The sequence below is a fragment of the Amycolatopsis sp. WAC 01375 genome, from assembly GCF_003947325.1.
Lineage (GTDB): Bacteria > Actinomycetota > Actinomycetes > Mycobacteriales > Pseudonocardiaceae > Amycolatopsis.
Genome location: NZ_QHHW01000068.1, coordinates 1 through 18,242 on the forward strand (window position 1 = coordinate 1; position 18,242 = coordinate 18,242).

The 18,242-nt window shown below is 69.7% G+C and carries 19 protein-coding genes; 11 read left to right on the forward strand and 8 right to left on the reverse strand.

Annotation, left to right across the window (positions count from 1 at the left end; all coding sequences use genetic code 11):
• The first annotated feature begins 164 nt into the window (after positions 1–164).
• Positions 165–1,403, forward strand: coding sequence for a cysteine--1-D-myo-inosityl 2-amino-2-deoxy-alpha-D-glucopyranoside ligase (gene mshC / locus DL991_RS42315; protein ID WP_125789979.1), 1,239 nt, complete (start codon positions 165–167; stop codon positions 1,401–1,403).
• A 51-nt stretch (positions 1,404–1,454) separates the two neighbouring features.
• Here the strand turns inward: mshC and DL991_RS42320 are convergent, their stop codons facing one another.
• Positions 1,455–3,062, reverse strand: a complete 1,608-nt coding sequence (locus tag DL991_RS42320) for an ABC-F family ATP-binding cassette domain-containing protein (RefSeq protein WP_125789980.1) — start codon at positions 3,060–3,062, stop codon at positions 1,455–1,457.
• 149 nt (positions 3,063–3,211) lie between these two features.
• On the reverse strand, positions 3,212–3,691 hold the full coding sequence (locus DL991_RS42325) for a MarR family winged helix-turn-helix transcriptional regulator (protein ID WP_125789981.1): 480 nt from the start codon (positions 3,689–3,691) through the stop codon (positions 3,212–3,214).
• Positions 3,692–3,845: 154 nt separating this feature from the next.
• Here DL991_RS42325 and DL991_RS42330 point away from each other — a divergent pair, with 154 nt between their 5' ends.
• From DL991_RS42330 to DL991_RS42340, 3 genes are read left to right on the forward strand one after another with little or no spacing between them, the layout of a single operon-like run.
• Complete coding sequence (locus DL991_RS42330) at positions 3,846–4,424, forward strand: helix-turn-helix transcriptional regulator (RefSeq protein WP_125789982.1); 579 nt, start codon at positions 3,846–3,848, stop codon at positions 4,422–4,424.
• A complete protein-coding gene (locus DL991_RS42335) occupies positions 4,421–5,659 on the forward strand; it encodes an MFS transporter (protein WP_125789983.1) in 1,239 nt (412 codons plus the stop codon). The genes DL991_RS42330 and DL991_RS42335 overlap by 4 nt, the downstream gene beginning before the upstream one ends.
• Positions 5,660–5,674: 15 nt before the next feature.
• Positions 5,675–6,499 carry a metallophosphoesterase gene (locus tag DL991_RS42340; RefSeq protein ID WP_125789984.1) on the forward strand — a complete coding sequence of 275 codons (825 nt, stop codon included), beginning with the start codon at positions 5,675–5,677 and terminating at the stop codon, positions 6,497–6,499.
• A gap of 87 nt (positions 6,500–6,586) precedes the next feature.
• On the opposite strand, the gene DL991_RS42345 is transcribed toward DL991_RS42340, so the two are convergent.
• Positions 6,587–7,486: a PAC2 family protein gene (locus DL991_RS42345; protein WP_125789985.1), complete on the reverse strand. Its 900-nt coding sequence runs from the start codon at positions 7,484–7,486 to the stop codon at positions 6,587–6,589.
• Positions 7,487–7,664: 178 nt separating this feature from the next.
• On the opposite strand from DL991_RS42345, the gene DL991_RS42350 reads away from it, so the two are divergent.
• From DL991_RS42350 to hisG, 5 genes are all read left to right on the forward strand, one after another.
• Entirely contained in the window at positions 7,665–8,345 is a 681-nt protein-coding gene (locus tag DL991_RS42350) for an HAD family phosphatase (RefSeq protein WP_125789986.1), read from the forward strand.
• 56 nt (positions 8,346–8,401) lie between these two features.
• Complete coding sequence (locus DL991_RS42355; protein ID WP_125789987.1) at positions 8,402–9,865, forward strand: DNA-3-methyladenine glycosylase 2 family protein; 1,464 nt, start codon at positions 8,402–8,404, stop codon at positions 9,863–9,865.
• A gap of 14 nt (positions 9,866–9,879) precedes the next feature.
• Positions 9,880–10,371 carry a methylated-DNA--[protein]-cysteine S-methyltransferase gene (locus tag DL991_RS42360; RefSeq protein ID WP_125789988.1) on the forward strand — a complete coding sequence of 164 codons (492 nt, stop codon included), beginning with the start codon at positions 9,880–9,882 and terminating at the stop codon, positions 10,369–10,371.
• A 244-nt stretch (positions 10,372–10,615) separates the two neighbouring features.
• On the forward strand, positions 10,616–10,879 hold the full coding sequence (locus DL991_RS42365) for a phosphoribosyl-ATP diphosphatase (RefSeq protein WP_007035378.1): 264 nt from the start codon (positions 10,616–10,618) through the stop codon (positions 10,877–10,879).
• A 32-nt stretch (positions 10,880–10,911) separates the two neighbouring features.
• Complete coding sequence (gene hisG / locus DL991_RS42370) at positions 10,912–11,757, forward strand: ATP phosphoribosyltransferase (RefSeq protein WP_125789989.1); 846 nt, start codon at positions 10,912–10,914, stop codon at positions 11,755–11,757.
• A gap of 73 nt (positions 11,758–11,830) precedes the next feature.
• Here hisG and DL991_RS42375 read toward each other — a convergent pair whose 3' ends face one another.
• The 3 genes from DL991_RS42375 to DL991_RS42385 form a co-directional block, all read right to left on the reverse strand.
• Positions 11,831–12,766 carry a ParA family protein gene (locus tag DL991_RS42375; RefSeq protein WP_125789990.1) on the reverse strand — a complete coding sequence of 312 codons (936 nt, stop codon included), beginning with the start codon at positions 12,764–12,766 and terminating at the stop codon, positions 11,831–11,833.
• A 67-nt stretch (positions 12,767–12,833) separates the two neighbouring features.
• Positions 12,834–13,619 carry a thioesterase family protein gene (locus tag DL991_RS42380; RefSeq protein ID WP_125789991.1) on the reverse strand — a complete coding sequence of 262 codons (786 nt, stop codon included), beginning with the start codon at positions 13,617–13,619 and terminating at the stop codon, positions 12,834–12,836.
• Positions 13,620–13,674: 55 nt separating this feature from the next.
• Positions 13,675–14,568 (reverse strand): RecB family exonuclease, encoded by an 894-nt coding sequence (locus tag DL991_RS42385; RefSeq protein WP_007035382.1) that lies wholly within the window; start codon positions 14,566–14,568, stop codon positions 13,675–13,677.
• A gap of 128 nt (positions 14,569–14,696) precedes the next feature.
• Between DL991_RS42385 and DL991_RS42390 the strand changes: the two genes are divergently transcribed.
• On the forward strand, positions 14,697–15,848 hold the full coding sequence (locus DL991_RS42390) for a M50 family metallopeptidase (protein ID WP_125789992.1): 1,152 nt from the start codon (positions 14,697–14,699) through the stop codon (positions 15,846–15,848).
• A 102-nt stretch (positions 15,849–15,950) separates the two neighbouring features.
• A complete protein-coding gene (locus DL991_RS42395; RefSeq protein WP_125789993.1) occupies positions 15,951–16,775 on the forward strand; it encodes a tRNA (adenine-N1)-methyltransferase in 825 nt (274 codons plus the stop codon).
• Between the two features lie 59 nt (positions 16,776–16,834).
• Here the strand turns inward: DL991_RS42395 and DL991_RS42400 are convergent, their stop codons facing one another.
• Complete coding sequence (locus tag DL991_RS42400) at positions 16,835–17,290, reverse strand: hypothetical protein (RefSeq protein WP_125789994.1); 456 nt, start codon at positions 17,288–17,290, stop codon at positions 16,835–16,837.
• Between the two features lie 7 nt (positions 17,291–17,297).
• Positions 17,298–18,119, reverse strand: a complete 822-nt coding sequence (locus DL991_RS42405) for a hypothetical protein (RefSeq protein ID WP_125789995.1) — start codon at positions 18,117–18,119, stop codon at positions 17,298–17,300.
• Positions 18,120–18,242 lie beyond the last annotated feature (123 nt).

Below are 18,242 nucleotides of genomic sequence, written 5' to 3' on the forward strand. Positions count from 1 at the left end.
CCACTCACGACCACCTGGACCTGCCGCGAACTCGGCCGTAGGCGACCGAACCGGTCCAGTTCGGCTTCCTGCGGCGCGAGCCGGACCAGCGGATTCCGTTACTCCGGCCGTGTCCGGCTCCCACCGGACGGGAACGGCGTGGCGGCTCCGCTTACAGTCGGGGTATGCAGACTTGGTCATCGGTCGACGTGCCCCGTATCCCCGGCACCCCCCGTCCGCTGCGGCTCCACGACACGGCGACGGGGCAGATCCGCCCCACGGCGCCCGGGTCGACCGCCCGGATGTACGTCTGCGGCATCACGCCGTACGACGCGACCCATCTGGGGCACGCCGCCACGTATCTGACATTCGACCTGGTGAACCGCCTGTGGCGGGACGCCGGGCACGACGTCCACTACGTGCAGAACGTGACGGACATCGACGAACCCCTGTTGGAGCGAGCGGAGCGGGACAAGGACGACTGGGTCGTCCTCGGCATGCGCGAGACCGCGCTGTTCCGCGAGGACATGACCGCGTTGCGGGTGCTGCCGCCGCGGCAGTTCGTCGGGGCCGTCGAGAGCATCCCTGAGATCGTCGAGGTCATCGCCAAGCTGCTGTCGAACGGCAGCGCCTACCGTGCCGACGACGCGGAGTACCCGGACATCTACTTCGCCCACAACGCGACCGGGCACTTCGGGTCCGAGTCGAACTACGACGCCGAGACCATGGCGAAGTTCTTCGCCGAACGCGGCGGCGACCCGGACCGCCCCGGCAAGCAGCATCCGCTCGACGCGTTGCTGTGGCGGATGGCGCGGCCGGGCGAGCCGTCGTGGGAGTCCGAACTGGGCGCGGGGCGGCCCGGCTGGCACATCGAGTGCAGCGCGATCGCGGTGAACCGGCTCGGCCTCGGCTTCGACGTCCAGGGCGGCGGCTCTGACCTGATCTTCCCCCATCACGAGTACAGCGCCGCGCACGCGGAGGCAGTCGCGGGGGACCGGCCGTTCGCGCGGCATTACGTGCACGCCGGGATGATCGGCCTCGACGGCGAGAAGATGTCGAAGTCGCGCGGGAACCTCGTGTTCGTCTCGCGGCTGCGTGCCGACAAGGTCGACCCCGGCGTGATCCGGCTCGCGCTGTTCGCCGGTCACTACCGCGAGGACCGGCCGTGGACGGAGCAGTTGCGCACGGACGCCGAAGCGCGCCTCGCGCGCTGGCGCGAAGCCGTCTCCATCGGCACGGGTCCGTCGGCGGAGGACACCGTCGCGCGGCTGCGTGACCACCTCACCGACGACCTCGACACGCCCAAGGCGCTCGCGGCCGTCGACGCATGGGCGGAGGAGGCACTGAACCGTTCCGGCACCGACCCGGCGGCCCCCGGCCTGATCCGGAACGCCGTCGACGCGCTGCTCGGCATCGAGCTGTGAAGACACTGCTGGGGCGGGGAAGGTTCCCGCCCCAGCAGTGTGTATAACGCCCTACACGGCGACGCGGCCGGCCTCCAGCTGGAGGTGGTCACCGGCCCAATCCCGCCGCAGCCACCGATCATGTGACGCGATGACGACGGCACCCGGCGCGGAATCGAGCGCGGCGAACAGTTCCTCGGCCAAGGTGAGCGAGATGTGGTTGGTCGGCTCGTCCAGCAGGAGGACCTCCGGCGGATCGGCGATCAGCAACGCCAGCGCGAGCCGTCGCCGCTGCCCGACCGACAGCGCGCCCACCCGGGTCCCGAGATCGCGCGGGGCCAGCAGGCCGAGGCCGCGCAACGGGGGAGCGTCTTCGCCGAGGGCTTCGGCGTAGGTCCGCTGTGCGCTCTTCTCCGGCTCGGCGAACGAGACATCCTGCGCCAGCAGGCCGATCCGCACCCCGCGTCCGGAAAGGACGGTCCCGGAGTCCGGCGTCAGCGAGCCCGCGAGGACGGACAGCAGGGTCGACTTCCCGGCGCCGTTCCCGCCGGTGATCAGTAGCCGCGACGTCGTCGTGACGTCCAGGGTCGCCAGCCGCAGCCGTCCGGCGATCTCGATGTCCCGCACCGAGATGGCCGTCTTGTCCTCGCCGGGTTCGCCGGTCAGGCCGCCCTGGAACCGCAGCGGCGCGGGCGGCTTCCGCACCTGGTCGCGTTCCAGTTCGTCCAGCCGCAACTGGGCGTTGCGGACCCGGCGTGAGATCTGCTTCTGCACCCTCCCGGTCTTGAAGTCGTAGAGCATCTTGGCGTTGTCGCGCTGCGGCCGGTTGTGCGCCACGGCGCGCGCGGTGACGGCCACCGATTCGCGCAGTTCCTTGAGTTCGTCCTGCTCTTCGGCGTAGCGCTGCTCCCAGCGCGCCCGTTCGGCCCGTTTCTGCTCCAGGTAGTCGGAATAGGTGCCGCCGTACCGGGTCGGGCCGCCCAGTGCGGGGTCGAGGTCGACGATGTCGGTGCACACCGCGTCGAGGAACACGCGATCGTGCGACGACAGCACGAGGACACCCGTCAGCGACGCGAGATGCTGTTCCAGGAACTCCATCGCGGCGTCGTCGAGGTGGTTCGTCGGCTCGTCCAGGATGAGCGTGCCCGGCCGCCGGATCAGCAACGCCGCGAGGCCGAGCCGCGACCGTTGCCCGCCCGACAGGGTGCCCAGTTCGCGCGCCGGGTCGATCCCGGCGAGCCCCAGACCCGCGCAGACGATCTCGGCCCGCCGGTCGGCGTCCCAGAGGTCGTGCGCTTGGGACCATTCCAGGACGGTGCCGTACTCGTCGAGCACAGCGGTGTCGTCCGGATGCCGAGCGAGCGCTTCGGTCAGTTCGTCGAGCCTCGCCGACGCTTGCCGGATTTCGGCGAGCGCGTCGTCGATGACGTCGGAGAACCGCGCGGTCAACGCGAAAGGCAGCTCCTGCAAGAGGAATCCGAGGTCGTCGCCTCGCAGCACCTCGCCGGCGTCGGGCTCTTCGACCCCGGCCAGCAAGCGCAGGAGCGTGGACTTGCCGACGCCGTTCTCTCCGACCAGTCCGAGCCGCTGTCCGGCCGAAGCCGTCAGGTTCACGCCGTCGAGCACGACGCGGGCACCGTAGGAGTGGACGAGGTCTTTGGCGATCAGGGAAAGAGACATACGACATCACCGTGCTTCTGCGGACATGAGGGATCCCTGCCGGGCCTCGTGGCTTACGGGAGCGGTGCTCGACCGAAGCCGCCTCGGAGCGGGGAAGGTGCGATGTCAGTTGTCCATGATGCGAGCAGTCTAACGCAACCGATGTAGCGTTAGTCAACCCCTCTTTCGGGGGAGCCGGATCGCAGTCGCGTGGCCTCTTGTTCGGCGAACGCGCGCCCGTCGGTCATGACGCCGAGGAGTGCGGCGAGCTGACGCCGGTCGAGCCTGCCGAGGCGGTCGCCGAAGAACCGGGCCATGGGGGAGTAGAGGCCGGCGACTTCGTCGAGCCGGTCGGGCAGCGGACGGATCGCGATCCGGCGGCGGTCCGCGGGATCGGGGACGCGCTCGACCAGCCGCTGCGCCTCCATCCGGTCGAGCATCCGGGTCACCGCGCCGGTGGTCATGCCGAGGGCTCGCGCCAGCTCGGTCGGCGAGGTCGCGGCGCCGCTGATGACCAGCTGGAGGCCGTGCAGCTCGGTGGCGCTGATCTCGAGCCGCTCCGCCATGGCCGCCTGGAACAGGACGGTCGCGCTGACGAACCGGGGGATCTCCAAAGCCGCCGCAGTGGCGAGTTCTCGCTGGTCGGGCATGTGCTTCCCTGAGGCAGTAGTTGACCTGTGCAGTTACTGCTGCGTGCAGCAACTGTCTCGGCAAGGGTATCCGAGGGTTCGCTTGACATCCCGTCGGCCGCCTGTGAGTCTGAAAGAGAACTTTCGAAAGAATCCTTTCAGATTGGATCGGGTGATGACCGGGTTGCCGCCGCGCAAGCGGATCGAAGACGTCGAGCTGATGCGGGCGCTGGCGCATCCGCTGCGTTCGGCGCTGGTGGATCACCTCATGGCGGTCGGCCCGCGGACCGCGAGCGAATGCGCGGCGGCCGTCGGCTCGACCGCCTCCAACTGCAGCTGGCATCTCCGTCAGCTCGCTCAGCACGGCCTAGTGGAACGCGTCGAGGGGGAGGACGGCCGTGAGCGGCCCTGGCGGGCGTGCCAGGTCGGCATCGAGTTCGGCGACGACCCGGAGCTGCACGGCGCGCAACTGGCGGTCGTGGGCACCACCCTCGCGCGGGAGAAGGAGCTGACCGAGCGCTATCTCGACGCCGCAGACCGGCTCGACAAGGAGTGGCGGGACGCGTCCGGGATCAACAACTACTCGCTGCGGGTGACCGCGGCGGAACTGGACGAGCTGGTGCGGGGGATCGACGCACTCGTGCGGCCCTACGTCGGCGCGATCCGCGAAGACACTCCCGCGGAGGCCCTGCCGGTCCACTTGGGACTGCGGGCGTTCCTTCGCATCGACGCCGAGGGGAAGCCGAGCAGATGAAACCGTTGAGGGAACCCGCCTTCGCGCGGTTGTGGATCGCCGCCTTCTTCTCCGAGACCGCCGAGTGGATGCTGCAGATCGCGTTGCCGGTGTTCGTCTTCCAGGCGACGGGTTCGGCGGCCACCACGGCGTTGAGCATCGTCCTCGGCCTGGTGCCCGCGGTGCTGCTCAGCCCGGTCGCCGGCGTGATCGCGGACCGCTGGAACCGGCGGCTGGTGCTGTGCGTGGTGTGCGCGGGCCAGGCGTTCGTGGCGCTGCCGTTGCTGTTCGTCGCGTCCGGCGGCCCGGTGTACGTGATCTACGCGGTCATGGCCGCGCAAGCGGGGCTGGCTTCGTTGTTCGAGCCCGCCCGCAACGCGCTCGTGCCCGAACTGGTCGCCCCCGAGGAACTGATCGGCGCCAACGGCCTCATGAGCATCAACGGAAGCGTCGCGCGGCTCGCCGGCGGCTGGGCGGGCGGGCTTCTGCTCGGATTCGGCGGCCTGGGCTGGGTCGTGGTGGCCTATCTCGGCGTGCTGGTGATCGGTTCGGCGCTGCTGGCGCGCCCATTTCCGCGCGTCGCCGCGCCCAAACCGGCAGGACCGCACGAACCGGTGTTGCGAGCCTGGATTGACGGGCTTCGCGAGATCGGTCGCGAAGGACGCCTTCGCCTCGCCGGGGTGGTCGTGGTGCTGACGTCCCTGGCGCAAGGGATGTTCCTGGTCCTGTTCGTGGTCTTCGTGCTCGACATCCTCGACGGCACCGAAGGCGACGTCGGCCTGCTTCGCGGTGTGCAGGCGCTAGGCGGGCTGGTCGCGGGGTTCGCCGTCGCCACCGTCGCCCGCAAGGTCGCGCCCGCCGCCCTGCTCGGCTGGGGCGGACTGGCGCTCGGACTGCTGTCGGCGGTGATCTGGAACCTGCCGGCACTGACCGCGTCGCTGGGTGTCTTCATCGGGCTCTTCGGCCTGGTCGGCGCCCCCGGAGTGCTCGCCGGTTCCGGGCTGCTCTCGCTGGTCCAGACGACCGCGTCCCCCGAACGGTCCGGCCGCGTGCTGAGCACCGTCTTCGCCGGCACGGCGGGGTTCACGGCGCTGGGCGCGCTGCTGACGGGCGCGCTGGTGAACGTGCTGGGCACCGGAGTGCTGCTGAACGTCCAGGCGGGTCTGCACACCGTCTCGGCGTTGGTCGTTCTGGGCGTGTCGGCGTCGGGCAGGCCACGTCGTGACGCGGTTTCGGCGATTCCCCGGTCCGGGTGAAGCTACGGTGGTGGAGTGCCGCATCTCTTCGCCACCAGCGACCTCCACGTCACCCATGAGGGCAACGCCCCGCTCGTCGACGAGGTCGTCCCCCGAACCCCGGACGATTGGCTGCTCGTGGTCGGTGACGTCGCCGAACGCGTCGAATCGGTGATCGGGGTGCTCAAGACCCTGCGTGAACGTTTCGCGAAGGTCGTCTGGGTCCCCGGCAACCACGAGCTATGGACCACCCAGAAGGATGAATGTCAGCTGCGCGGCCAGGCGCGCTACGAGCATCTGGTCGAACGCTGCCGCGAGATCGACGTCCTCACCCCGGAGGATCCGTACCCGGTGTGGGAGCACCAGGACAAGCCGCTGACGATCGCCCCGCTGTTCGTGCTGTACGACTACAGCTGGCGGACTCCCGCGGCCGACGGGCTGCCGATGCTGGCCGCCATCGAGCAAGCGCGCGAGGCCGGCGTGCTGTGCACGGACGAGTTCTTCCTGCACCCCGACCCGTATCCCAGCAGGCAGGCCTGGTGCGCCGACCGGGTGAAGATCAGCACGGAACGGCTGGAGGCGATCCCCGAGGACCACGGGACGATCCTCATGTCGCACTGGCCGCTGCACCGCCACCCGACCGAGCCGCTGTACTTCCCGGAGTTCGCGCTGTGGTGCGGGACGACCGAGACCGAGGACTGGCACCTGCGCTTCCGGGCGGAGGTCGCCGTCTACGGGCACCTGCACATCCCGCGCTCCACCGAGGCGGACGGCGTGCGGTTCGAAGAGGTCTCGCTCGGCTATCCGCGGGAATGGCGGAAGCGGTCGCGGGGTCCGATCCCGCTGCGGCGCATCTTCTGAGCGGCCACCCGGATGACATGAAAGGCCCCTTCATTGCAAAATTTGCAATGAAGGGGCCTTTCATAGCGCTTGAGAAGTGCCGCGGGCTCAGCCCCGTCCGGGACCGTCCTGACCCGGGCGCCGCCGCCGCAGGTACCGCTCGAACTCGGCCGCGATCTTGTCCCCGCTCACGTCGTCCAGCGTGAACTCGGTCTCCGCGTCACCGCGCTCCTCGAGCCCCCGGACGTACTCGCTGATCTCTTCGTCCTCTTCGGCCATCTCGGTGACCGTCCGCTGCCACTCCTCGGCCTGCTCGGGAAGCGCGCCGAGCGGGATCTCGACGTCGAGGACGTCCTCGAGTTTGTGCAGCAGCGCGAGGGTGGCCTTGGGCGACGGCGGGTGCGAGACATAGTGCGGCACGGCCGCCCAGATCGACACCGCCGGAACGCCCGCCTGCACGCAGTAGTCCTGCAGGACACCGACGATGCCGGTCGGCCCCTGGTAGTTGTTCAGCTCCAGGCCGAACTGCGAAGCGGTGTCCTTGTCGTACGCCGTCCCGGTGACCGGGACGGGCCGGGTGTGCGCGGTGTCGGCCAGAAGCGCGCCGAGGGTGACGACGGTGGCGACGTCGAGTTGCTGGATGTACTCCAGCAGTTCGGCGCAAAAGGCACGCCAGCGCATATTCGGTTCGGGCCCCTGGACCAGCACGATGTCCCTGCTGATGCCCTCCGGGCGGCACACCGAGAGCCGCGTGGTCGGCCAGTCGACCCTCCGGGTGACGCCGTCCACCATGCGTACGGTCGGTCTGCTGACCTGGAAGTCGTAGTACTCGTCAGGACTCAGCTCACTCAGCGGGGTCGCATCCCAGTTGAGCTGGAGATGCTCGACCGCCCGGCTGGCCGCGTCACCTGCGTCGTTCCATCCTTCGAAGGCGACGATCATGATCGGCTTTGTGTCATCCGGTTGGTCGCGGCCGGGCCGCTGGGTCTCGTCGACGGGCTCACTCACCGGACCAGCCTACGACCAGGCGGCCGTGCGCCGTTGGGCATGTCCGATGGCGTTTCGTCGCGACGAAACGCGCGGAGCCGACGCAATACGACATTTCGGGCAACAACCGCGGCGCCGACGTGAATCCGTCTCGGCTACGGTGGGTCCCGGAAGGTCTATCCGATCGTGAGGGGGAGCCGTGACCGAACCGTCCACACCGGACGGACTCGCCGCCGTGCTGTGGGATATGGATGGCACGCTGGTCGACTCGGAGAAGCTGTGGGACGTCGCGCTCTACGAGGCCGTCGAAACCCTCGGCGGCACACTGACCGAGGAACAGCGCCTGAGTCTCGTCGGATCCAATATGGACGACACGGCCGCGTTCCTGCTCGAAGTGTGCGCCAAGCCCGTCACCTCGGAGTCGATCGCGGAGATGGGGGAGTGGATCCGCGCGCGCACGGCCAATCTCTTCGACGGCCCGCTTCCGTGGCGCCCCGGCGCGCAGGAGCTGCTCGAACTGTTGCGGGTCAACGGCGTCCCGATGGCGCTGGTCACCTCCACCGAACGGTCGCTGACCGAACTCGCCCTCAACACCATCGGCCGCGAGTACTTCGCCGCCACCGTCTGCGGTGACGAAGTCGATGGTCTGAACAAGCCGGACGCCAGGCCATATCAGCTGGCCACGGAATTGCTGGGAGTACCGGCTTCCCGGTGCGTCGCGATCGAGGATTCCCCGCCGGGCGCGGCTTCCGCGGCCGCGGCGGGCTGCACGGTGGTGGTGATCCCGAACGACGTCGACGTCGAACCGGGAGAGCGGCGCGTGTTCCGTTCCTCGCTGGTCGGTCTCGACGTGCCCGCGCTGACCGCGCTCCTGCCCTGACCGCCATGTCGCATTTCCGCTAGACCGCGGCCCGTGCGGTCGGTGATGCTGACCGGGTGCATGAGGATTTCGAGCGCTGTGTCCGCGCGGTCCAGGCGAAGGACGCCCGGTTCGACGGCTGGTTCTTCACCGCCGTCCTGACGACGCGGATCTACTGCCGGGCGAGCTGCCCGGTCGTCCCGCCCAAACCGGAGAACATGACGTTCTATCCGAGCGCGGCCGCCGCGCAGGAGGCCGGATTCCGCGCCTGCAAACGGTGCCGTCCGGACGCCAGCCCCGGTTCACCGCGGTGGAACGAGCGCGCGGATCTGGTGGCCAGGGCGATGCGGCTGATCGCCGACGGCGTCGTCGACACCGACGGGGTCAGCGGCCTGGCCGCGCGGCTCGGCTACAGCGTCCGGCAGGTGGAGCGGCATGTGCGTGCCGAACTGGGCGCGGGTCCGCTCGGCCTCGCCCGTGCGCAACGGGCGCAGACGGCGCGGTTGCTGATCGAGACGACCGGCCTGTCGATGATCGACGTCGCCCTCGCGGCGGGGTTCGGCAGCGTCCGCACGTTCAACGACACCGTCCGCGAGGTCTTCGCGTTGTCTCCGACCGAACTGCGGGCCCGGGGCCGCACCGAGCCGTCGACCGCGCCCGGGACGCTGAACCTGCGCCTGCCGTATCGGAAGCCGCTGTTCCCGGACAACCTCTTCGGCCATTTGGTCGCGACCGGTGTCCCCGGCGTCGAGGAATGGCGCGACGGCGCGTATCGCCGGACGCTGCGGCTCCCGCACGGCCCTGCCGTCGTCGCCCTCAAACCGGAGGACGGCTACATCGGCTGCCGTCTCACGCTGTCGGACCTGCGTGACCTCTCGACCGCGATCAGCCGCTGCCGCCGCCTGCTCGATCTCGACGCCGACCCGGTCGCGGTCGACGACGCGCTGGCCGCCGACCGGCTACTCGGGCCGCTCGTGGCCGCCGCACCCGGCAGGCGGGTGCCGAGGACGGTCGACGGCGACGAATTCGCCGTCCGGGCCGTGCTGGGTCAGCAGGTGTCCACCGCCGCCGCCCGCACCCACGCCGCCCGGCTGGTCCTCGCGCACGGCGAACCCGTCGACGATCCGGACGGTGGCCTCACCCACGTGTTCCCGGACGCCGCCGCGCTCGCGGAGATCGACCCGGAAAGCCTCGCGATGCCGCAGAGCCGCAAGCGGACCCTGCTCGGCCTCATCGCCGAACTGAACGACGGCGGACTCGACCTCAGCGCGGGAAGTGACTGGCAGCAGGCCCGGGAGAGGCTGCACGCGCTGCCCGGCTTCGGCCCGTGGACCGTCGAGAGCATCGCGATGCGTTCGCTCGGCGACCCGGACGCCTTCCTCCCGACCGACCTCGGCGTCAAGATCGCCGCGAAGGGGCTCGGGCTCGGCCCGGCCGCGTTCGCCGCGCACGCCGAACACTGGCGCCCGTGGCGCGCCTACGCCGTTCAGCACCTCTGGGCGACCGGAGATCACCCGATCAACCGGCTACCCGCCGCCTGAGTTCGAGGAGCGCCATGCGCACGCACACCGTCATCGACAGCCCGTACGACAAGCTGACCCTGGTCGCGGACGGCGAAAGCCTCTGCGGCCTGTACATGGTCCAGCAGCGGCACCGTCCGGTCGAGGAGAGCTTCGGCCATCCAGATCCGGGCTCGTCGATCTTCGTCGACACCGAGAAGCAGCTGAAGGAGTACTTCGCCGGCCAGCGGAAGGACTTCGATCTCCCGCTGAGCTTCGGCGGCACCGCGTTCCAGCGGATGGTCTGGGAAGGGCTGCTCGGGATCCCGTATGGCGAGACGGTCTCCTACGGTCAGCTCGCCGACCGGCTCGGCAGGCCAACCGCGTCGCGCGCGGTCGGGCTCGCGAACGGGAAGAACCCGATCAGCATCATCGTGCCGTGTCACCGCGTGATCGGCTCCAACGGCGATCTCACCGGTTATGGCGGCGGTGTCGAACGGAAGCGGCACCTGCTCGACTTCGAACGCGGCGGCTCGGTGCTGTTCTGAGAGCCTGTTGGCGGAGCTGCGGAGGGCCTCGTGCACCGCGCATAACGCGGAACCCGCCCGGCCGAAGGCCCCGCTATCGCGGTGGCAGGGCGCCGTGAGCGCCCGTAGGACGGGTTTCTACCAGGTCGCGCTCTGCCGACGTCGATCGCGGACGCGGGTTCACCAATACCGAAGTGTGACGCGACCGGCACCACACCGGCCCGGGGCAGCGCGACGCGGGCGCGGATGGAAGGATCTCCAGACTGTGAAGACCTTCGATGAGCTGTTCGCCGAGCTTGCCGAGCGCGCCCGTACGCGCCCCGACGGTTCCGGCACCGTCGCCGCGCTGGACGCGGGAGTGCACGCCCAGGGCAAGAAGGTGCTCGAAGAGGCGGGCGAAGTGTGGATCGCCGCCGAGCACGAATCCGACGACAGGCTCGCTGAGGAGATTTCACAGCTGCTGTACCGCGTACAGGTGCTCATGCTCGGCCGAGGACTGTCGACAGAGGACGTGTACCGGTACCTGTGACGCATTCGCGTCCGGAGAACCAAGGAGAGACAATGCTGCGTGTCGCCGTGCCGAACAAGGGAGCCCTCGCCGCCGCCGCGTCGGAGATGCTCGGAGAGGCCGGCTACCGCAAGCGACATGAGGCCCGCGACCTGACCGTGCTGGACACGGTCAACGAGGTCGAGTTCTTCTTCTTGCGCCCCAAGGACATCGCGATCTACGTCGGATCCGGCGAGCTGGATCTCGGCATCACCGGCCGCGACCTCGCGCTCGACTCCGGTGCCCCGGTCGAGGAGATCCTCGGCCTCGGCTTCGGCGGTTCCACTTTCCGGTACGCCGCACCCGCGGGCCGGGACTGGAAGGCCGAGGACCTGCAGGGCAAGCGGCTCGCGACGTCGTACCCGCGGCTCGTCCGCGAGAACCTGAAGCAGCACGGGGTCGAGGCGGAGGTCATCCGCCTCGACGGCGCCGTCGAGATCTCGATCCAGCTCGGCGTGGCCGACGCCATCGCGGACGTCGTCGAGTCCGGACGTTCGTTGCGCCAGCACAACCTCGTCGCCTTCGGGGACCCGATCTGCGTGTCGGAGGCGGTGCTGCTGCAGCGCGCGGGCACCGAGCACACCCGGCCCAAGGACCAGCTGAAGGCGCGGTTGCAGGGTGTCGTCTTCGCCCAGCATTACATGATGCTGGACTACGACTGCCCGCGTCCGCTGCTCGACGCGGCCATCGCGATCACGCCGGGTCTCGAGTCGCCGACCGTCGCGCCGCTGGCGGACGAAGACTGGGTGGCCGTGCGGGCGATGGTGCCGCGCAAGGAGGTCAACCGGATCATGGACGAACTCGCCGAAACCGGCGCCAAGGCCGTGCTGGCTTCGGACATCCGGGCCTGCCGCCTCTGACCCCCGGTCGCAGACGCCATGAAAGGTCCTTTCCTTGCGAATTTTGCAAGGAAAGGACCTTTCATGGCGTTGGTCAGCGGGGCCGGTTCGGCTTCTTGGGCATGAGGTCGTAGAGCTTCTTGCGCGTCCCGTTGTCTTTCGCGCTGCGGGTCACCGACACCTCGGTGATGAAATCCTCGAAGACGAAGTCCTCGTCCGCGGGCACGATCGTCGCGGCCGGATTGTTCCGCAGGTAGCCGTCCAGCGTCTCCGCGATCTCCCGGAACGACAGCGCCTGCAAGGTTTCCGGCGCGTACGTCGTCACGGGCACACCGTGCGCCGCAGCCTCGTTCATCACGACGCCGAGCGGCACGTGCGACAGCATCGGGATCCCGAACGTGTACAGCTCCTGCAACGCCGCCGCCGCGTAGTGCGAGATCGGGCGGCGGTACAGGCCCGGCACGAGGCCGTAGTAGGCGATCGGCGGACGGCCGACGGTCTGTTCGACGTAACGCACCTGGTCCGAAAGCAGGCGCAGCGCGCGAATGCTCGTCCGGTCCGGCTGCACCGGCACGAGGATCCCGTGCGAAGCGGCCAGCGCGTTGTTGGTCAGCACGTCGAGCGCGGGCGGGCAGTCGATGATGACGTGGTCGTAGTTCGCGAACTGGATGACCCTGGCCAGCTGCCAGCCGGGGACGCGGAACTGGTCCAGCCGCCGGATCAGGTCGAACATGCCCGGCGACGTCGGGATGACGTCGAACGCCCCGCCCCGCCCGAGGTTGCTGCGCGGATGCCGTACGGCGAGCTCCTCGATCGGGCCCTTCCACACCTTGGTCAGGGCTTTCGCCAGGCTGGGCATGTTCGGAGCCACCTCGTCCAGCCCGAGGAGTTCGGTGGTCGCGTGGCCCTGTGGGTCGAGGTCGATCAGCAGCACCCGGCGGCCGCGTTCGGCCAGTGCGGCCGCCGCGCCCACGCTGAGTGAGGTCTTGCCGACCCCGCCTTTCTGGTTGACCACCGAGGTGATCTGCATGCCGAAGCGCTCCCTGCGTCTGTTGTTCCGGGAAGGCTATTGGAAACGGGCTCGGAAAGCGCGTCTATCAGCCCGCCTGTCGCGGCCGCACCAACAACGCCTGGGCCCCCGAAGCGATCGGGCCGGAGGCGTCGTGCAGGGTGGTCGTCGCCGTGCCGATCCCGTTCGGGCCGACCAGCGTGGCCGCGTCGACGCCGATCCAGTCGCCCAGCGGCGGACGGCGTAGGTGCACCGTCAGCTCCGAGTTGATGAACCACCACTCGCGCGGGTCGAGGAAGTTCGAGATCCCGTTGCCGGAGTCCGCCAGGACGAACAGCCGCTGCAGCGCGCTCGGCTTTTCCCCGTCGACGAGGGCGACACGCTGGCGGCCCCAGACGGTCGCCGGCCCGGGCGTGTCCAGCGCACCGCTGATTCGCCGCCATTCGACGGCGTCGAGGTAGCCGCCGTGCCAGCTTTCCGGCCAGCTCGACGCGGGCAGGCCGTCCGGCGACGGCAGCGGGGGACCTTCGGGAGTGGCCACCGCGGTGGTGTCCGAAGTCGCGATCCGCCACGCCGCGGCACGGGCGACGACTCGCTCACCGTGGGAAAGCTCGGCCTCCAGCCACTCGACCGACCGGCCCGGTCGCTTCACCGAAGCTCGCACCGAAAGCTCTTTGAGCGGCGCGGGACCGAGGATCTCGACCGTCACTCGCGCCAGCTGGCTCGCATGCGGCGCGTCGAGCTCTTCGAGCGCGCGGACCAGCAGCGCCGAGGGCGGCCCGAAGTGCTGTGCGTCCGGCGTCCACGGGCCGGCGGTGTGCGGGGTCGGGAGGAAGACGCCGTCGCCTGACGGCACGTAGAAGGCTTCTGTCACAAAGGCACCCTAGGCCGTGTCCGGTGAGTCCGTTCGCGGTCTCACCGGACACCGCCTAATCCGCACGGTCCAAAACGGACTCTTCACCGGGGTCCGGCTCCGGCCAGCCGGGATACGGCGGGGGAGTGCCGCCGTACTGCGGGCAGAGCGCCTGGTGATCGCACCACGCGCACAGTTTGCTCGGATTGGGCCGGAAATCGCCGGTCTTGCCCGCTTTGAGGATCGCCTGCCAGATCGCTTCCAGCGTGCGCTCGAAGCGGATCAGCTCGCCCTCGTCGGGCGTGTAGGCCAGGGACTGCCCGTCGGTGAGGTACATCAGTTTCAGCTGGCGCGGCACGACACCGCGAAGCCGCCAGAGAACCACGGCGTAGAACTTCATCTGGAACATCGCCTTGGCCTCGCCGATTTCGCGGGGCGCGGCGCCGGTCTTGTAGTCGACGACGCGGATCTCGCCGGTCGGCGCCACGTCCAGCCTGTCGACGTAGCCCCGGAGCAGCACCCCGGAGCCCAGCTCGATCTCGACGTGCAGCTCGCACGCTTCGGGCTCCAGCCGACGCGGATCCTCGAGGCCGAAGTAGGTGTCGACCAGTTGCTCCGCCGAGGAGAGCCACGAGGTGACGGCCTCGGGATCCTCCTGGTCGAACAGCTCGATCCACTCCGGACGTTCCGCGGACAGGTCCTCCCACGCCGGCGCGAGCAGCTCCTTGGCCTGCGGCGGCGTGCGATCGGCCTGGGGAAGGGAGAACAGCCGCTCCAGCACGGAATGCACCAGCGTGCCGCGGAGCTGGGCCTTGGTCGGGATCTCGGGGAGTCTGTCGACCGCGCGGAAGCGGTAGAGCAGCGGGCACTGTTTGAAGTCGCTGGCACGCGACGGGGACAGGGCCGGCCGACGGCGCGGGACTTCGGCGCCGGGCGGCGGATCGGCGGTGACCGTGTCGGTGTCGGGCATGGGGTGAGCGTATCGCCGGGCACCGACAGTTTCGGGACCGCAACGCACCGGAGCGGCATGACCGACACCACCCGGACGGGAAGGGCGGGTTACCGGCACCCCACACCTGGGCATCTACGCTCTCGTCCATGGCGGTGACGGGTGAGCAGGGCCCGCCTCGACGAGGCGTGGCACCAGAGGGCGGGCTCCTGCTGTTCCGCGTCTCCGGGATCCCCGTGCTGCTGGCCCCTTCGTGGTGGATCGGCTCCCTGATCATCGTGGTGCTCTACACGCCGCTGGTCGAACGGTTCCTGCCCGGAGCGACGACACTGACCTCCTGGCTGCTGGCGGCCGCGTTCGCGGTCCTTCTCGGACTTTCGGTGCTCGCGCACGAACTCGGGCACTGCCTGGTCGCGCTGCGCCTCGGCATCCCGGTCCGGCGGCTGCGCCTGTTCCTGCTCGGCGGACTCTCCGAGGTCGCCAGGACACCTCGCCAGCCGCGGCAGGAAGGGCTCGTCGCCGCCGCGGGTCCGGTGGTTTCGTTGCTGCTCGGTGGTTTCTGCGCGCTGCTCATGTTCGCCGTCCCGCCGGAAAGCGCGGCATGGCTGCTCATCGCCGAATGCGCCGTCGCGAACTTCGCCGTCGGGATCTTCAACCTCCTTCCCGGGCTCCCGCTCGACGGCGGCAGGCTGGTCCGCGCCGGGGTCTGGGCGGCGACGGGTCACCGGGAGAAGGGCACGCGGGCGGCGGTCGTCGGTGGCGGCGTCGTCGCGGCGGGACTGGTCATCTGGGCGCTGTGGGGGCTGGCCGCGGGCAGCGAAGACCGCTGGCTCCGGCTCGGTGTCTGCGTCGTGACGGCATGGTTCGTGATCCTCGGCGCACGAAGCGAACTCGCTGCCGAAACACGTCGAGGCTGGCCCGAAGGCGTGCGGTTGAGCGAACTCGTCCGGCCCGTTCTCCAGCTTCCCGCGGAAAGCCCCGTCTCGGACGCGCTGGCCGCTTCGGCGGGCCGTGGGGTGGTCCTGGTGCGTGCCGACGGCGTCGCGGCCGGGCTGCTCGACGAGACGGCCGCCGCGCAACTGGCCGGGACGTCACCACACGCTCCCGCGGAGATGGCGGCGGAACCGATCCGCGCCGACACGGTGCTGCTTTCCTCGGAGTCGGGGGAGGAGATCGCCGAGCGGGTCCGGGAAACCGCCGCGTGGCAGTTCCTCGTCGTTGACGACGAAGGCAGGCCCGCGGGAGTGCTCCGGCGCGAGGACCTGCGTGCCGCGATGACCCGGAGCCGACCCCCGGCGTAGCGCGGTGCGGCCACCTGCGAGGATCGGTCGTCCCGTTCGAGGCACTCTTTCCCGCCGAGGACGCATGGGCTCAGCAGTTGTTCGCGCGCGTGTGGAGGTTCAGTGTCGGTCCGTGGGCCGTTTCGTATTGGTGACCGGGTTCAGCTGACCGACTCCAAGGGGCGGCACTACACCATGGTCCTCGCCGAGGGGCAGCAGTATCACACCCATCGCGGCGCGCTGGCGCACGACGACGTGATCGGAGCGCAGGAGGGTTCGGTCGTCACCTCGGCGGGCGGCAGCCACTATCTGGCGCTTCGCCCGCTGCTTCCGGACTACGTGTTGTCGATGCCGCGTGGCGCGCAGGTGATCTACCCGAAGGACGCCGCGCAGATCGTGATGTGGGGCGATATTTTCCCGGGAGCACGGGTGCTCGAGGCGGGCGCCGGCTCCGGCGCGCTGACCTGTTCGCTGCTGCGGGCGGTCGGTGCGGAAGGCACCGTGCAGTCCTACGAGATCCGGGACGACCACGCCGAACACGCCGAGCGGAACGTCGAAAAGTTCTTCGGCCACAAACCGGACAACTGGTCGCTCACGGTCGCGGACCTGTCGACGCACACCGGCGAGGTCGACCGGGTCGTCCTCGACATGCTGGCGCCATGGGACCAGCTCGAGACGGTCGCCGCGCATCTGGTGCCCGGAGGCGTGCTGACGGTTTATGTGGCGACGGTCACACAGCTTTCGCGGATCACGGAAGCCTTGCGGGACCAGCAGTGCTGGACCGAGCCGGAATCGTGGGAGACCCTCATGCGGCCCTGGCACGTCGTGAGCCTCGCGGTGCGGCCGGATCACCGGATGGTCGCGCACACCGCGTTCCTGCTGACGGCGCGCCGTCTGGCCGACGGGACCGTGTCGCCTCGGGTCCACCGCCGCTCCGGCAAGGGCTGACCCTCGGGTTGTGCTTGCGGGGCCGTGAAGGCCCCGCAAGACCCGGCATCGGCGCGATGTCAGGGCACGCACCACTCGCCGTCGCGTTTCTTGAGCGGGAACGGCGTGTCCTTCTGGCCGCCCGCGCCCTCGACGTGCACGGTCACGGTCGCGGAGTCGCCCTTTACCGCGGGCGGGTCGGGGACGGTCGCCGAAACCTTGCCCGCCGCTTCCCACTTCCGCTTGAGCTCGGCCAGATCGGCCGAGGACTGCTGGACGCAGGTGAGCTTGCCGAACGCCGTCGCGTCGTGGTTGACGATGGCCGCGGCGATCGCCTTGCCGACGACCTCGACGGCGGCCACGTCCGGATCCACCGGGACCGGACGGGACGAGCTCGGCTGTGGCGAGGGCGTGACGGTGCTCGACGCGGCCGGGTCGGAGCCGGATGGGGCCACCAGCAGCAGCCCCACCACGACCCCGGCCACGACCGCGCCACAAACCGCGGCGGCGGCGGTCAGCTTGTGGCTCACCGTCACCGGTGGGTCACTTCTTGTCGGCCTTGATGTCCTTGAGGCACCACAGTTCCGACTCCTTGGCCGCGGTGATGGTGCCTTCCGCCGTCTTGGTGCCTTGGGTCGCGCGGTAACGGCCGGTCGCCCGGTCGCCGCTTTCCTTGGCGGGCTCGGTGATCTCGAGCTTGATGGGGTCGAGCGGCTTGCCCTCGTCCTTGGTGTTCTCGCTGCGGCAGATCAGGTCGAGGAACGCCTTCTTGTCGCCCGCGCTGTAGGAGGTCGCCGCACTTTCGAAGACCTCTTGAGGCGTGGCTTTCCCGCCGGGCGCCGGACCGGAGCTCTTGGTCGCCGACGTGCTCGGCGAGCTGGACTTGCTCCGGGTCGAGCTCGGCTTCTGTGACGACGAGGACGGAGCCTCCGACGGGGCCGCGCTGCTGGCTGGCGGCGCGGCGGTCGGGTTGTCGTCACCGGAGTTCAGCGCGATGACGAGGGCGGTGACACCACCGCCGACCAGCACGACCGCACCGATCGCGATGCCGACGATCAGGCCCGTCTTCTTTTTCTTGGGCGGCTCGCCTCCGTAACCGCCGCCTTCCTGCGGGTACGCGTTGTAGCCGCCCTGCTGGCCATAGGGATCCGGCTGGCCGAACTGCTGCGTGCCGCCCGGGTATCCCTGCTGGGGCTGTGGTCCGCTCTGCGGGTAGCCACCTTGCTGCTGGCCGTACGGGTCCTGGCCGTACTGGCCACCCCCGGGGTATCCCTGCTGCGGCTGGGGGCCGCTCTGCGGGTACCCGCCCTGCTGGCCGTACGGATCTTGTCCGTAGCCGCCGGGCTGCTGCGGCGGGTAAGTCATGGCTGTTGCCCCCTAGCTGTTCTGCGAAAATGCTCAACACGACGCGCCGGTCGACCTCCCCGGCGAACGTCGCTCGATGCTAGCCATCGACCCGGATCGCCGCTCGATTAGGGCCGAACTGAG

Coding starts and splice junctions, on each gene's coding strand:
- mshC (WP_125789979.1), top strand. CDS start 165: ATGCAGACTTGGTCATCGGTCGACGTGCCCCGTATCCCCGGCACCCCC.
- DL991_RS42375 (WP_125789990.1), bottom strand. CDS start 12,766: ATGCAGATCACCTCGGTGGTCAACCAGAAAGGCGGGGTCGGCAAGACC.
- DL991_RS42320 (WP_125789980.1), bottom strand. CDS start 3,062: ATGTCTCTTTCCCTGATCGCCAAAGACCTCGTCCACTCCTACGGTGCC.
- DL991_RS42330 (WP_125789982.1), top strand. CDS start 3,846: ATGACCGGGTTGCCGCCGCGCAAGCGGATCGAAGACGTCGAGCTGATG.
- DL991_RS42390 (WP_125789992.1), top strand. CDS start 14,697: ATGGCGGTGACGGGTGAGCAGGGCCCGCCTCGACGAGGCGTGGCACCA.
- DL991_RS42360 (WP_125789988.1), top strand. CDS start 9,880: ATGCGCACGCACACCGTCATCGACAGCCCGTACGACAAGCTGACCCTG.
- hisG (WP_125789989.1), top strand. CDS start 10,912: ATGCTGCGTGTCGCCGTGCCGAACAAGGGAGCCCTCGCCGCCGCCGCG.
- DL991_RS42335 (WP_125789983.1), top strand. CDS start 4,421: ATGAAACCGTTGAGGGAACCCGCCTTCGCGCGGTTGTGGATCGCCGCC.
- DL991_RS42325 (WP_125789981.1), bottom strand. CDS start 3,691: ATGCCCGACCAGCGAGAACTCGCCACTGCGGCGGCTTTGGAGATCCCC.
- DL991_RS42385 (WP_007035382.1), bottom strand. CDS start 14,568: ATGCCCGACACCGACACGGTCACCGCCGATCCGCCGCCCGGCGCCGAA.
- DL991_RS42405 (WP_125789995.1), bottom strand. CDS start 18,119: ATGACTTACCCGCCGCAGCAGCCCGGCGGCTACGGACAAGATCCGTAC.